This window comes from Martinezella sp. CNPSo 3964 (assembly GCF_057784375.1).
On record NZ_JBXSOW010000003.1, the window covers coordinates 15,257 to 28,141 of the forward strand.

Consider the following 12,885-nt stretch of genomic DNA (forward strand, 5'->3'; position numbering starts at 1 on the left):
AAGAGAGGAACTCAGGCTTCGGCATCGAGCGTTTCGACAACCACATTGTGGTTGGTGTAGACGCAGATGTCGGCAGCGATATCGAGAGCGCGGCGGGCGACATCTTCGGCAGACTTGTCGCTATCCATCAGCGCACGCGCGGCGGCGAGCGCATAATTGCCGCCGGAACCGATCGCGAGCGCGCCATGTTCTGGCTCAAGCACATCGCCGTTGCCGGTGATGGCGAGCGTTATATTCTTGTCGGCAACCAGCATCATGGCTTCGAGGTTGCGCAGGTATTTGTCCGTGCGCCAGTCCTTGGCGAGCTCGACGGCAGCGCGCATCAACTGGCCGGGATATTGTTCGAGCTTCTTTTCAAGACGTTCGAGCAGGGTGAAGGCATCGGCGGTCGCGCCGGCGAAACCGGCGATGACATCGCCCTTGCCGATGCGGCGAACCTTGCGCGCATTGCCCTTCATTACGGTCTGGCCAAGACTCACCTGGCCATCACCAGCCATCACGACCTTGCCGTCCTTGCGAATAGTCACGATTGTCGTCATTTAACACCTGTTTGCCCCCGTTTCGGCGGGCTTTCTGCCGGGCCGCGGATCGGCCCCGTCAGCACCTATGTAAGAGGGGTTTTTCCGATTGCAAATGGCGGCCGCACCCGAATGATTGCGGCAAGCCGGCTAAACGCGTAAGGCCCATGCGTAACTTCTGGATATTTCCCGATACGCCTGATAAGGAACGGCCGTATTCCGATGGAGCATCCCATGGCAGAGACCGCAGCGAGCCGCACGGCAAGCATTTCCCGCAAGACCAACGAGACCTCGGTCTCCGTTTCCGTCAACATCGACGGCAGCGGCAAATCGACGATTTCGACGGGGGTCGGCTTCTTCGACCATATGCTGGAACAGCTGTCGCGACATTCGCTGATCGACATGGAGATCGACACCAAGGGCGACCTGCACGTCGACGATCACCATGCCGTAGAAGACACCGGCATCGCGATCGGCCAGGCCATTGCCAAGGCGCTGGGCGACCGGCGCGGCATTACCCGTTATGCCTCAATCGACCTCGCCATGGACGAGACGATGACGAAAGCGGCCGTCGATCTCTCAGGTCGGCCTTTCCTCGTCTGGAACGTTTCGTTCAGTGCGCCGAAGATCGGCACCTTCGATACCGAGTTGGTGCGCGAGTTTTTCCAGGCCTTAGCGCAGAATGCCGGCATCACGCTGCATATCCTCAACCATTATGGCGCCAACAATCACCATATAGCCGAGACATGCTTCAAGGCCGTTGCGCGCGCATTGCGCACCGCAACCGAGATCGATCCGCGGCAGGCAGGCCGGGTGCCCTCGACGAAAGGCACGCTCGCCTGAGCCCCAACCTGGGGAAGTGAAGAATGGCAAGCTATCTGATTTTGACTCCGCCCGGAGCAACGAGCCGACCCAAAGTATCGGATCGGTATCGCGACGAAACGCGCTTCATCCGTGACGGCTTTTCGTGGAAGGCGTTCCTGTTTCCGACGCTCTGGATGCTCTTTCATCGCCTGTGGCTCTATGCGATCGCGACCTTTCTGTTGCAGAGTCTCGCCTTAGAACTGATGCGCCAGCCTGGCTTTCTTGCCGCCGGCGCGGCACTTCTGCTTGGTGTGCATATTCTCGCCGCCCTCGAAGGCCCGCAAGCGCTTGGCAATCGCCTTGTCGGTCGCGGCTGGAAGGTAAGCAATCTCGTCTCGGCGCATGATCTGGCGACTGCGGAGGAAATCCACTTTTCCCAGCTTGAGCAGGAACCAAACCTGGATATCCATCCGAAAAATTGGGATATTCCGGCCAAAAACACCAATACCAGCCGCCCAGGCCCGAGCTTCGGCCTTCCCGGCTATGACGGAGGACGCTGACCATGCGGGTCGCGATTATCGACTATGGTTCCGGCAATCTGCGCTCGGCCACCAAAGCTTTCGAGCGGGCCGCCCGCGAGGCAGGCATAGACGCTCACATCGACCTGACCGATGACGCTGAGCGCGTCGCCACCGCAGATCACATTGTGCTTCCCGGCGTCGGCGCTTATGCCGATTGCCGCCGCGGCCTCGATGCCGTGCCCGGCATGACGGAAGCGGTCATCGATGTCGTGGAACACAAGGCCCGCCCCTTCCTCGGCATCTGCGTCGGCATGCAGCTGATGTCATCGCGCGGGCTGGAAAAGACGATCACGCAGGGATTCGGCTGGATCAAGGGCGACGTCAAGGAGATGACGCCAAGCGACCCCAGCCTGAAGATCCCGCAGATCGGCTGGAACACGCTGGATATCCGGCATCCGCACCCGCTCTTTGAAGGCATCGAGACCGGGCCGGACGGCCTGCACGCCTATTTCGTCCATTCCTACCATCTAGCGGCTGACCACAGCGACGATGTCATCGCGACGACGAACTATGGCGGGCCGATGACCGCCTTTGTCGGCCGCGACAACATCGCCGGCGCACAGTTCCATCCGGAAAAGAGCCAGAAGCTCGGCCTTGCCCTCATCGCCAATTTCCTGCGCTGGAAGCCGTAAGGCTCGCGCTAAAAGGACAAAAACATGATTCTCTTTCCCGCTATCGACCTCAAGGACGGGCAATGCGTGCGCCTCAAGCTCGGCGACATGGAGCAGGCGACCGTCTACAACCCCGACCCCGGCGCCCAGGCGAAGGCCTTTGAAGACCAGGGCTTCGAGTGGCTGCATGTCGTCGATCTCAACGGCGCCTTCGCCGGCGAAACCGTGAACGGAGCCGCCGTCGACGCCATTCTCAAGGCAACCAAGAATCCGGTGCAGCTCGGCGGCGGTATCCGCACGCTCGACCATATCGAAAACTGGCTGTCGCGCGGGCTTGCCCGTGTCATCCTCGGCACGGTCGCCGTGCGTGATCCAGCGCTCGTCGTCGAAGCCTGCAGGCGGTATCCGGGCCACATTGCTGTCGGCATCGATGCCAAGGGGGGCAAGGTGGCGGTCGAGGGTTGGGCGGAGGCTTCCGAACTCAGCGTCATCGAACTCGCAAAGAAATTCGAGGGCGTCGGTGTCGCCGCGATCATCTATACCGATATCGACCGTGACGGCATTCTCACGGGCATCAACTGGGACTCGACGCTGGAGCTGGCCGACGCGGTTTCCATTCCGGTCATCGCTTCTGGCGGGCTCGCTTCGCTTGAAGACATCAAACGCATGATCCAGCCGGATGCCCGCAAACTTGAAGGTGCGATTTCTGGCCGCGCGCTCTATGATGGCCGCATCGATCCAGCTGAGGCACTCGCCCTGATCAAGCAGGCCAAGGAGGCAGCGCAATGACCCTGAAAGCCCGCGTCATCCCCTGCCTCGACGTTAAGGACGGCCGCGTCGTCAAGGGCGTCAACTTTCTCAATCTCGTCGATGCCGGCGATCCGGTCGAAGCCGCCAAGGCCTATGACGCCGCCGGCGCCGACGAGCTTTGCTTCCTCGACATCACCGCCTCCTCCGACAATCGCGACACGATCTTCGATGTCGTGGCCCGGACGGCGGAGCAATGCTTCATGCCGGTCACCGTCGGCGGCGGCGTGCGCACGATTGCCGATATCCGCAAGCTGCTGCTCCGCGGCGCCGACAAGGTCTCGATCAATTCGGCGGCGGTCAACAATCCGGATTTCGTGGCCGAAGCGGCCGACAAGTTCGGCAACCAGTGCATCGTCGTTTCGATTGACGCCAAACGGCGCCGGACCGAGGCACTGGGCGGCGACAATATGAGCGCGTGGGAGATCTATACTCACGGCGGCCGCAACGCGACCGGCATCGATGCCGTCGATTTCGCGCGCAAGATGGTCGAACGTGGCGCCGGCGAACTGCTCGTCACCTCCATGGACCGCGACGGCACCAAGGTCGGCTACGATCTGGAGCTGACGCGGGCGATTGCCGATGCAGTGCGCGTACCCGTCATCGCGTCGGGCGGCGTCGGCGACCTCGACGATCTTGTTGCTGGCGTCAAGGAAGGGCATGCGACGGCGGTGCTTGCCGCTTCGATCTTCCACTTCGGCACCTATTCGGTGGGCGAAGCAAAGCGCTACATGGCCGAGCGCGGCATTCCGATGCGGCTGGATTAGGAGACAGCGGACCGATGAGCGGATTTACCCTTTCCGACCTCGAACGAATCGTCGAGGAGCGCTCCAAGGCTTCGCCGGATGAATCCTGGACGGCGAAGCTTGTTGTTGCCGGCCAGCCAAAGGCGGCGAAGAAACTGGGCGAGGAAGCGATCGAAGCCGTGATGGCTGCCGTCACCAACGATCGCGACAACCTTACCTATGAGGCCGCCGATCTGCTATATCATCTTATGGTCGTATTGAAGATTGCCGGCATTCCGTTGCAGAATGTCATGGGTGAGCTCGAAAGGCGCACCGCCCAATCCGGCCTTCAGGAAAAGGCCAGTCGGTAAGAATGCGATGACGATAGCGACCAAGACCCAGCCCGCACCCGAGACGCTCGATATTTTCCAGGCGAAAGCCTATTCGCCCTATTATTTCTTCTCTTCGGAAGAATGGGCGAAATTCCGGGCCGATACGCCGCTGACGCTGACCGCCGACGAAGTGACGCGACTGCGCTCCATGGGCGACCCGATCGATCTCGACGAAGTCAGGCGCATCTATCTGTCGCTGTCGCGGCTTTTGTCCTCTCATGTGGAATCCTCGCAGATCCTATTCGAGCAGCGCAATCGCTTCCTCAGCCTCTCCGATATCGCCAAGACGCCTTTCGTCATCGGCATTGCCGGCTCGGTCGCCGTCGGCAAGTCCACCACAGCCCGTATCCTGAAGGAATTACTCGGCCGCTGGCCGTCGAGCCCGAAGGTCGATCTCGTCACCACGGACGGCTTTCTCTATCCGAACGCCGAATTGCAGCGCCGCAACCTGATGCAGCGCAAGGGTTTTCCAGAAAGCTACGATACGGCGGCGCTGCTGCGCTTCCTCTCGGCGATCAAGGCGGGCCAGCCGAACGTGCAGGCGCCCTCTTATTCGCACCTCGTCTATGACGTGCTGCCGAACGAATTCAAGACGGTCGACCGCCCGGATATCCTGATTTTCGAAGGCATCAATGTGCTGCAATCGCGGCATCTGCCGGCTGACGGCAAGATCGTGCCGATGGTCTCGGATTTCTTCGACTTTTCGATCTATATCGATGCCGATGAGGAGCTGATCCACAACTGGTACGTCGCCCGCTTCATGCGGCTGCGTGAGACAGCCTTCCGCGACCCCAACTCATTCTTCCACCGCTACGCTTCGATCAGCGAGGAAGAAGCGCTGGCGATCGCAGAGGGGCTCTGGAAGAACATCAACCTGAAGAACCTTCGCCAGAACATCCTGCCGACGCGCCCGCGCGCCGATCTCATCCTGCAGAAGGGCAAGAACCATCTGATCGAGCAGGTGGCGCTGAGGAAGCTCTAGACCTTATCTCAGTCACCAGGACTGCAACGACAAAGGCGATTGGAACAAAAATAGCGATCCCGACACCAAGGTCGTTGGGAATATGCAAAAATAGCGGCCAGAGATACACAAGGGCCAAAAGCCATCGATTAAGCGTCCGCTCCGCTAGAAAGAAATACGCAGCCGCAATGCAAAGGGGGATGGCATCATAGCTGTACCCATATGGTGTCGCGATTATTGCCAATACTCCGGTTATGCAGACTCTTTTCAGGTGGCTCACGCTGCTGCTAGGCCGCCAGAGCCAGATCGAAAGAGCAAGGCACGCCGCAATCGCCAGTCCCTGGACCAGATAAGCGCCGGATAGGTCGAATCCCGCCCAACGCGCGAGAATAAACACCGTCATCGCGTTCTTATGGTAGGGCTGGGGGTAGGCAGCCTCCATGATTGCCCTCATGAGAGGAGCCGTTTCCGTGAGGAAAAGTTTCCAGCTTTCATAGCCGAAACAAAGAGCTGTCAAACAGACCAACACCAAGGTCGTCAGAGCGGCAGAAAAAAACGCTCGATAATTTCGGGAGGCAAGCAGGCAAACCGGCACCAATATTCCCAGATGCGGCTTGATGGTCAGCAAGCCGAAAAAGAGACCCGCGAGCCAAGGGCGCTTGGGCGCTAAAGCCAATCCACTCATCAAAAGGGCGGCCGTCAACGCACCGTTCTGTCCAAAAATCATGCTCATGATCGTGGCCGGGCTGAAAGTGACGAGCAATCTCGCTACTGGCGGAAAGCCGAATGGCTTCAGCGCACCATAGAGCAGCAGCAGGGTACACAGCGTCCAGACGATGTAGGCCCAACCTATTGGCAGTTGAGCCAGGGGCGCGCCAATAAGAAGAACCGACGGAGGGTAGCTCCACTCCTGATCCGCCAGCGATTGCCCGAACATCTGCCGCAAAGCCGCGCGGTAGCTTTCCATGTCGAACAAGTCATCGACATGGCCATGCAGCGCCATCATGGTTCCCGCCCAGAGGTTCGTGAAATCCCAATATGGCAACCGTTGGGACAGCAGCGAAAAGCCGCGCTCGTCCAGGGTCCACAATTCAAAGAGATACAGGAGGCCGGTCAGTATGCCCGCGAGTGCTACGACGATGGCAAAGCGAATCTCAGTTCTATCGCGCGCAATGACCATCCGCATCCCCGTGAAGTATTGGCCAAAATGCTAATTCACGCGTCTTAAAGTCAGGTTTATCCGCCCGCCATTCTTCAGCAATGTCGACGTTGCCGGATAGATGCGGTCGACGCCGTGGAAACACAACCGTCCCTCGCCGCCGAGAATGACGATATCGCCGCTCGCAAGCTTGAAAGACAGTGTGCGGTCGTTGCGGCTGAGACCGCCGACACGAAAGAGGCAGGCGTTTCCGAGCGAGACTGACAGGACGGGTGCGTTGAGATCCTGTTCGTCACGATCCTGATGCAGGCCCATGCGGGCATCGTCGCCGTAGAAATTGACGAGGCAGGCTTCGGGCGGCTTTTCATAGCCGGCTATATCGCGCCAGAAATCCAGCAATTGTTGCGGCATGGCCGGCCATGGGCGGCCGGTGGCCGGATGCGTCGGTTGGTAACGATAGCCGCGCTGCTTGTCCGTCACCCAGCCGAGCGAGCCGCAATTGGTCATTCGTACCGACATTTCCTTGCCGGTACCGGGCATGACCGGCGTGAACAGCGGCGCGTCGGCCACGACGGCGCGGATCGCTTCGACGAGCGCTTCCTGAGCGGGGCGATCGAGATATCCGGGCAGATGGCGAATTCCGTTCGGAAGCTGCATTTTGTTTCCTGCGATGGTGTCGGTCAGGTGAATGAGCCGATGTCGCGCCTTGGTGCATGGCCTCTCACCCCGGCCCTCTCCCCGCAAGCGGGGCGAGGGAGTTTTCGTGCCTTAAGCTAGCTGCCGCGAGCGAAAGCTAGCGAGTTTCGCTCGATCGTCCCTTCTCCCCGTCCTGAGCTTGTCGAAGGGGCGGGGAAAAGGCTAGGATAAGGGGCTAGGCTGATAGCGTCCACAAACTCGGAGCCGCCTGACTAGGCACTTTGACCCATCCAGCTCCAGACCGCAGCCCGAAAACCAAGCCTAGTCGCCGCCGACCTTGCCGCGCATCTTCTTGACCTCGGAACGCCCGGATTTCTCCTTCAGCCGGCGCTCGATGGAACCCTTTGTCGGCTTGGTCTTTCTGCGCGGCGGCGGCGGCGGGGCAGCGGCTTCGAGGATCAGCTCCTTCAGACGCTCGCGCGCATCCTCGCGATTGCGGTCCTGGCTGCGAAAGCGGCTGGCCTCGATCAGCAGCACGCCTTCCTTGGAGACGCGCCGGCCGGCAAGCCTGATCGCATTCGTCTTGACGCGCTCCGTCAGCGAGGGGGAATTCTGAACATTGAAGAACAGCTGGACAGCAGTTGCGACCTTGTTGACGTTCTGGCCACCAGGGCCGCCCGCCAGAACGAACTGTTCCGTCAGCTCCCAGCCGGCGATCGTGATCCGGTCGTTGATGTAAAGCGCTTCGCTGGCCATGATTTTCTCCGCGCCGGTCTATCCCACATTGATGCGCGGTTGAAAATACGGTTCTGGCGAGTTTGAGGGCCGCCTCGTCCTTCGAGGCATTTCCGCGCGAGACGCTGAAATGCGCCTCAGGATGAGGACGCAGCGATCTACCGCATCGGCGGAAAAGAGCAGCCCTCATGGTAAGGCGGCCCGGAGGGCCGTCTCGAACCACGAGGGCGAGTGAGTTTCACGTGAGTCAAGGCTCGCGTGGGGCTATTTACTCCGCAGCGACCGGCATTCCCGGGGCCGCATCGCGGACGTTGCCATCCACGTGATCCTCGAACTTCGCGAAGTTGGTGACGAACATCTGCACCAGTTTTCTGGCCTGCGCATCATAGGCTTCGCCATCGGCCCAGGTGGAGCGTGGGTCGAGGATGGCCGTATCGACGCCTTCCACCGCGACCGGAACCGCAAAGCCGAAATTCGCGTCAGTGCGGAATTCGACATTGTCGAGATCACCCTTCAGGGCAGCTGCGAGCAGCGCACGCGTCGCCTTGATCGGCATGCGGCTTCCCTTGCCGTAGGCGCCGCCGGTCCAGCCGGTGTTGACCAGCCAGCAACGGGCGCCATGGCGGGCGATCAATTCCTTGAGCAGGTTGCCGTATTCGGCCGGATGGCGCGGCATGAAGGGCGCGCCGAAGCAGGTCGAGAAGGTGGCTTCCGGCTCGACGACGCCCTTTTCCGTGCCGGCGACCTTGGCGGTGTAGCCGGACAGGAAGTGGTACATCGCCTGATCCGGCGTCAGCTTGGCGATCGGCGGCATGACGCCGAACGCGTCGGCTGTCAGCATGATGATCGTCTCAGGATGACCGGAGATGCCGGATTCCGAAGCGTTCGGGATGAAATGCAGCGGGTAGGCGCTGCGGGTGTTTTCCGTCAGCGAGCCATCGTCGAGATCCGGCCGACCGTGTTCGTCAAGCACGACGTTTTCCAGCACGGTGCCGAAACGGCGGGTCGTGGCGTAGATTTCCGGCTCGGCTTCGGCCGACAGGCGGATGGTCTTGGCGTAGCAGCCGCCTTCGAAATTGAAGATCCCGTTTTCGCCCCAACCATGCTCGTCGTCGCCGATGAGCGTGCGGGTCGGATCGGCCGAGAGCGTCGTCTTGCCTGTGCCGGACAGGCCGAAGAAGATCGCGGCATCGCCTTCGGGGCCGACATTGGCCGAGCAGTGCATCGGCATGACGCCGCGTTCCGGCAGCATGTAGTTAAGCGCCGTGAAGACCGATTTCTTCATCTCGCCGGCATAGGAGGTGCCGCCAATCAGGACGATGCCGTTGACGAAATCGCAGGCGATCACCGTTTCCGTGCGGCAGCCATGACGCTCGGGATCGGCGCGGAAGCTCGGCAGGTCGATGATCGTCAGCTGCGGCACGAAGCTTTCCAGAGCCGCGCGATCAGGGCGGATCAGCAGATTGCGGATGAACAGCGAGTGCCAGGCGAATTCGGTGACGACGCGCGTCGGCAGAGCATATTCGACATCGGCGCCGCCGATCAGATCCTGAACGAACAGGTCCTTGCCGCGTGCATGAGCCAGCATATCTTCATGCAGCAGCTCGAAGTGCTCCGGCGACATCGGCTTGTTGTTGTCCCACCAGATCTGGTCCTCGGTGGTGGCATTGCGCACCACGAACTTGTCCTTGGGGGAACGGCCGGTGTGCTGGCCGGTCAAGGCCCTGAGCGCGCCATCGGCGGTCAGATCGGCTTCGCGACGGCGAATCGCCTCCTCATAAAGATGAGCTTCCATGAGGTTATAGCGTACACTGGCGGCGGCTCCCAGGCCGATCGATCCCAGTTCAGTCGCGGGATTGCGGACGCCGAATTGCTCCATCACTTTTTCCTCTACAAAGGGGCTTGGCCGTTAGAATTGCCTAAAGCGTAGAGGGCTCTTTTTAAAAGCACAAGAGCCAGAAGCAAGAAATGTTTAATGATATCAGTTATTTAATCGATTTAAATAAATTTCGATAATTTTAAATCGTTTGAATGAGGGGTGGCGGGACGTTTCGTCGCACAACTAATGCGCAAGGCTTTCGCGCCACAACAATCCTCCCCTTTATCTTTGCCACAATTTGTTCCACCTTTATCCCCATAAGCGCGCCAGGTTACCGCCGACCGAGCTGGCAGACCGCCTGGGCTGGATTCCAAATCCGGGAGACGCGCACTGATGACGGAGACGAACACCATGTTGACAATCGCGCTCGTTGACGACGACCGCAATATCCTGACTTCCGTATCGATTGCCTTGGAAGCAGAGGGATATAAGGTAGAGACCTATACGGATGGAGCCTCGGCGCTGGACGGCCTGCTGGCCCGGCCGCCACAGCTGGCGATCTTCGATATCAAGATGCCCCGTATGGACGGCATGGAGCTTTTGCGCCGCCTGCGCCAGAAATCCGACCTGCCGGTGATCTTCCTCACTTCGAAGGATGAAGAGATCGACGAACTCTTCGGCCTGAAGATGGGTGCCGACGACTTCATCACCAAGCCGTTCTCGCAGCGTCTGCTGGTCGAGCGCGTCAAGGCGGTGCTCCGCCGTGCCTCCGCCCGCGAAGCCGCGAACGCCGCCGGTGGCGGCAATGCGGCTGCCAAGCCGGGAGCGGCCCAGCAGGCCCGCTCTCTGGAGCGCGGACAGCTGGTCATGGACCAGGAACGCCACACCTGCACCTGGAAGGGCGAGCCGGTGACGCTGACCGTCACGGAATTCCTCATCCTGCATTCGCTTGCCCAGCGCCCCGGCGTGGTCAAGAGCCGCGACGCCCTGATGGATGCGGCCTACGACGAGCAGGTTTACGTCGACGACCGCACGATCGACAGCCACATCAAGCGCTTACGCAAGAAATTCAAGATGGTCGACCTCGATTTTGATATGATCGAGACGCTGTATGGCGTGGGCTATCGTTTCCGCGAAGCTGCCTAGGCCGGATGATTTTGGGTCAAACCGACCTAAAACCCCCATCCGCTCCAAAGGCAGACATCGAGCATGATATCGTCCGAAGACCCCTCATACTTTCGGCTTCATGCTCGAATAGTTAACTGGACCATGCGGCGGGCGATGGAATAAGAGCATGCGGACGGGATCGCCGATCCCGTTCTTCGAAAGGGCCGTAGGCTTGGCACAGCTGGTGCAGGACAGGGATATAGACGACTCGGAAAGCCCGAGCGGCGCTCGAATCGCGCGCCGCCGCTGGACTCATCCGTTCGTTCTGATCCGCCGCATCTTCGGCAACGCCGTCTTCTCGAGCCTGACGCGCCGCATCCTGTTCTTCAACCTGGCCGCCCTTGTCGTGCTTGTCGGCGGTATTCTCTACCTCAACCAGTTTCGCGAGGGCTTGATCGACGCCCGCGTCGAAAGCCTGCTGACGCAGGGCGAGATCATCGCCGGCGCGGTCTCGGCATCGGCATCGGTCGACACCAATTCCATCACCATCGATCCGCAGAAGCTGCTGGAGCTGCAGGCGGGCCAGAGCATCACGCCCGTTCCGAACGACGAGGACCTGGAATTCCCGATCGATCCGGAAAAGGTGGCGCCGGTGCTGACGCGCCTGATTTCGCCGACGCGCACCCGCGCCCGCATCTTCGACGCCGATGCGAACCTCTTGCTCGACAGCCGCCATCTCTATTCCCGTGGCCAGGTGCTGCGCTACGATCTGCCGCCCGTCGACGACGAGAAGCAGAGCTGGTCCGACTGGTTCAGCGGGCTGCTCAACAAGATGCTGCAGCCGGGCAACCTGCCCGTCTATAAGGAAGCGCCTGGCGGTGACGGCTCCATCTATCCGGAAGTCATGAATGCGCTCACCGGCGTACGCGGCGCAGTCGTCCGCACCACGGAGAAAGGCGAGCTGATCGTTTCGGTCGCGGTACCGATCCAGCGCTTCCGCGCCGTTCTCGGTGTCTTGCTGCTCTCGACCCAGGCCGGTGATATCGACAAGATCGTTCACGCCGAGCGCCTGGCGATCATGCGCGTCTTCGGCGTCGCGACCCTCGTCAACGTCGTGCTGTCGCTGCTTTTGTCCTCCACCATTGCCAATCCGCTGCGCCGGCTTTCAGCTGCGGCCATTCGCGTGCGCCGCGGCGGGGCGAAGGAGCGTGAGGAAATCCCGGACTTTTCCGCTCGCCAGGACGAAATCGGCAATCTGTCGATTGCGCTGCGCGACATGACCTCAGCGCTCTACGACCGGATCGATGCGATCGAGAGCTTCGCCGCCGATGTCAGCCACGAACTCAAGAACCCGCTGACATCGCTGCGCAGCGCCGTCGAGACGCTGCCGCTTGCCAAGAGCGACGATTCGAAGAAGCGGCTGATGGATGTAATCCAGCACGACGTGCGCCGCCTCGACCGCCTGATCAGCGATATTTCCGACGCATCGCGTCTCGATGCCGAGCTTGCCCGCTCCGACGCGAAGTCGCTCGATCTGGAGGTGCTGCTGCGCGACATGATCGATATTTCGAGGCAGGTCGGACACAGCAAGAAGGCCGTCGAGATCGAATATGTCGTCGACCGCAAGCCGGGCAATAAGGCGAAATTCTCCATCGACGGTCACGATCTGCGTATCGGCCAGATCGTCACCAATCTTATCGAGAACGCCCGCTCCTTCGTCCCGAAGGAAACCGGCAAGATCACCGTCCGGCTGACGCGGACGCGGACGCGTTGTGTCATCTATATCGAGGATAACGGTCCCGGCATTCAGGCCGAAAACATCGATCGCATCTTCGAACGTTTCTATACCGACCGGCCTGAATCCGAAGGATTTGGACAGAATTCCGGTCTCGGCCTCTCCATCAGCCGGCAGATCGCCGAGGCGCATGGCGGGTCGTTGCGCGCCGAAAACATCGTCGACGGCGATGGCGCGACGCTGCTCGGCGCCCGCTTCATCCTGTCACTGCCGGCCCAGACGCCGGCGTGAGCGG

14 protein-coding genes are annotated in these 12,885 nt (G+C 60.6%); 9 read left to right on the forward strand and 5 right to left on the reverse strand.

Annotation, left to right across the window (positions count from 1 at the left end; all coding sequences use genetic code 11):
- Positions 1-11: 11 nt before the first annotated feature.
- Positions 12-539, reverse strand: a complete 528-nt coding sequence (hslV, locus tag AC13Q5_RS10620; RefSeq protein WP_075853301.1) for an ATP-dependent protease subunit HslV — start codon at positions 537-539, stop codon at positions 12-14.
- A 213-nt stretch (positions 540-752) separates the two neighbouring features.
- Between hslV and hisB the strand changes: the two genes are divergently transcribed.
- Genes hisB through coaA form a run of 7 tightly spaced genes read left to right on the forward strand, consistent with a single transcriptional unit; the run spans position 753 to position 5,420 of the window.
- Positions 753-1,361: an imidazoleglycerol-phosphate dehydratase HisB gene (hisB, locus tag AC13Q5_RS10625; RefSeq protein ID WP_106999690.1), complete on the forward strand. Its 609-nt coding sequence runs from the start codon at positions 753-755 to the stop codon at positions 1,359-1,361.
- Positions 1,362-1,384: 23 nt separating this feature from the next.
- Positions 1,385-1,882, forward strand: a complete 498-nt coding sequence (locus AC13Q5_RS10630; protein WP_488501642.1) for a DUF2628 domain-containing protein — start codon at positions 1,385-1,387, stop codon at positions 1,880-1,882.
- 2 nt (positions 1,883-1,884) lie between these two features.
- Positions 1,885-2,535 carry an imidazole glycerol phosphate synthase subunit HisH gene (hisH, locus tag AC13Q5_RS10635; RefSeq protein WP_488501643.1) on the forward strand — a complete coding sequence of 217 codons (651 nt, stop codon included), beginning with the start codon at positions 1,885-1,887 and terminating at the stop codon, positions 2,533-2,535.
- A gap of 24 nt (positions 2,536-2,559) precedes the next feature.
- Positions 2,560-3,303 (forward strand): 1-(5-phosphoribosyl)-5-[(5-phosphoribosylamino)methylideneamino]imidazole-4-carboxamide isomerase, encoded by a 744-nt coding sequence (gene hisA / locus AC13Q5_RS10640; RefSeq protein ID WP_488501644.1) that lies wholly within the window; start codon positions 2,560-2,562, stop codon positions 3,301-3,303.
- Positions 3,300-4,088, forward strand: a complete 789-nt coding sequence (hisF, locus tag AC13Q5_RS10645) for an imidazole glycerol phosphate synthase subunit HisF (RefSeq protein WP_075853306.1) — start codon at positions 3,300-3,302, stop codon at positions 4,086-4,088. Before hisA ends, hisF begins: the two co-directional genes overlap by 4 nt.
- 14 nt (positions 4,089-4,102) lie before the next feature.
- The gene (locus AC13Q5_RS10650) at positions 4,103-4,417 is read left to right on the forward strand and encodes a phosphoribosyl-ATP diphosphatase (RefSeq protein ID WP_075853307.1); all 315 of its coding nucleotides are present in this window, start codon (positions 4,103-4,105) and stop codon (positions 4,415-4,417) included.
- Between the two features lie 7 nt (positions 4,418-4,424).
- A complete protein-coding gene (coaA, locus tag AC13Q5_RS10655; RefSeq protein ID WP_075853308.1) occupies positions 4,425-5,420 on the forward strand; it encodes a type I pantothenate kinase in 996 nt (331 codons plus the stop codon).
- On the opposite strand, the gene AC13Q5_RS10660 is transcribed toward coaA, so the two are convergent.
- From AC13Q5_RS10660 to AC13Q5_RS10675, 4 genes are all read right to left on the reverse strand, one after another.
- Positions 5,362-6,579 (reverse strand): glycosyltransferase family 87 protein, encoded by a 1,218-nt coding sequence (locus AC13Q5_RS10660; RefSeq protein WP_488501645.1) that lies wholly within the window; start codon positions 6,577-6,579, stop codon positions 5,362-5,364. The genes coaA and AC13Q5_RS10660 overlap by 59 nt on opposite strands.
- Before the next feature lie 30 nt (positions 6,580-6,609).
- Positions 6,610-7,215 (reverse strand): alpha-ketoglutarate-dependent dioxygenase AlkB family protein, encoded by a 606-nt coding sequence (locus AC13Q5_RS10665; RefSeq protein WP_488501646.1) that lies wholly within the window; start codon positions 7,213-7,215, stop codon positions 6,610-6,612.
- Between the two features lie 300 nt (positions 7,216-7,515).
- Positions 7,516-7,950: an alternative ribosome rescue aminoacyl-tRNA hydrolase ArfB gene (gene arfB, locus AC13Q5_RS10670; RefSeq protein WP_488501647.1), complete on the reverse strand. Its 435-nt coding sequence runs from the start codon at positions 7,948-7,950 to the stop codon at positions 7,516-7,518.
- 247 nt (positions 7,951-8,197) lie between these two features.
- On the reverse strand, positions 8,198-9,808 hold the full coding sequence (locus tag AC13Q5_RS10675) for a phosphoenolpyruvate carboxykinase (protein WP_488501648.1): 1,611 nt from the start codon (positions 9,806-9,808) through the stop codon (positions 8,198-8,200).
- Between the two features lie 351 nt (positions 9,809-10,159).
- Between AC13Q5_RS10675 and AC13Q5_RS10680 the strand changes: the two genes are divergently transcribed.
- Positions 10,160-10,894: a response regulator transcription factor gene (locus tag AC13Q5_RS10680; protein WP_208621542.1), complete on the forward strand. Its 735-nt coding sequence runs from the start codon at positions 10,160-10,162 to the stop codon at positions 10,892-10,894.
- A gap of 193 nt (positions 10,895-11,087) precedes the next feature.
- On the forward strand, positions 11,088-12,881 hold the full coding sequence (locus tag AC13Q5_RS10685; protein WP_488502000.1) for a stimulus-sensing domain-containing protein: 1,794 nt from the start codon (positions 11,088-11,090) through the stop codon (positions 12,879-12,881).
- Positions 12,882-12,885: the final 4 nt, after the last annotated feature.

Excerpts from the sequence above, each read along its gene's own strand:
- AC13Q5_RS10680 (WP_208621542.1), top strand. The coding sequence starts at position 10,160 with ATGTTGACAATCGCGCTCGTTGACGACGACCGCAATATCCTGACTTCC.
- hisA (WP_488501644.1), top strand. The coding sequence starts at position 2,560 with ATGATTCTCTTTCCCGCTATCGACCTCAAGGACGGGCAATGCGTGCGC.
- arfB (WP_488501647.1), bottom strand. The coding sequence starts at position 7,950 with ATGGCCAGCGAAGCGCTTTACATCAACGACCGGATCACGATCGCCGGC.
- coaA (WP_075853308.1), top strand. The coding sequence starts at position 4,425 with ATGACGATAGCGACCAAGACCCAGCCCGCACCCGAGACGCTCGATATT.
- hisH (WP_488501643.1), top strand. The coding sequence starts at position 1,885 with ATGCGGGTCGCGATTATCGACTATGGTTCCGGCAATCTGCGCTCGGCC.
- AC13Q5_RS10660 (WP_488501645.1), bottom strand. The coding sequence starts at position 6,579 with ATGGTCATTGCGCGCGATAGAACTGAGATTCGCTTTGCCATCGTCGTA.
- hisF (WP_075853306.1), top strand. The coding sequence starts at position 3,300 with ATGACCCTGAAAGCCCGCGTCATCCCCTGCCTCGACGTTAAGGACGGC.
- AC13Q5_RS10650 (WP_075853307.1), top strand. The coding sequence starts at position 4,103 with ATGAGCGGATTTACCCTTTCCGACCTCGAACGAATCGTCGAGGAGCGC.
- hisB (WP_106999690.1), top strand. The coding sequence starts at position 753 with ATGGCAGAGACCGCAGCGAGCCGCACGGCAAGCATTTCCCGCAAGACC.
- AC13Q5_RS10630 (WP_488501642.1), top strand. The coding sequence starts at position 1,385 with ATGGCAAGCTATCTGATTTTGACTCCGCCCGGAGCAACGAGCCGACCC.
- AC13Q5_RS10665 (WP_488501646.1), bottom strand. The coding sequence starts at position 7,215 with ATGCAGCTTCCGAACGGAATTCGCCATCTGCCCGGATATCTCGATCGC.
- AC13Q5_RS10675 (WP_488501648.1), bottom strand. The coding sequence starts at position 9,808 with ATGGAGCAATTCGGCGTCCGCAATCCCGCGACTGAACTGGGATCGATC.
- hslV (WP_075853301.1), bottom strand. The coding sequence starts at position 539 with ATGACGACAATCGTGACTATTCGCAAGGACGGCAAGGTCGTGATGGCT.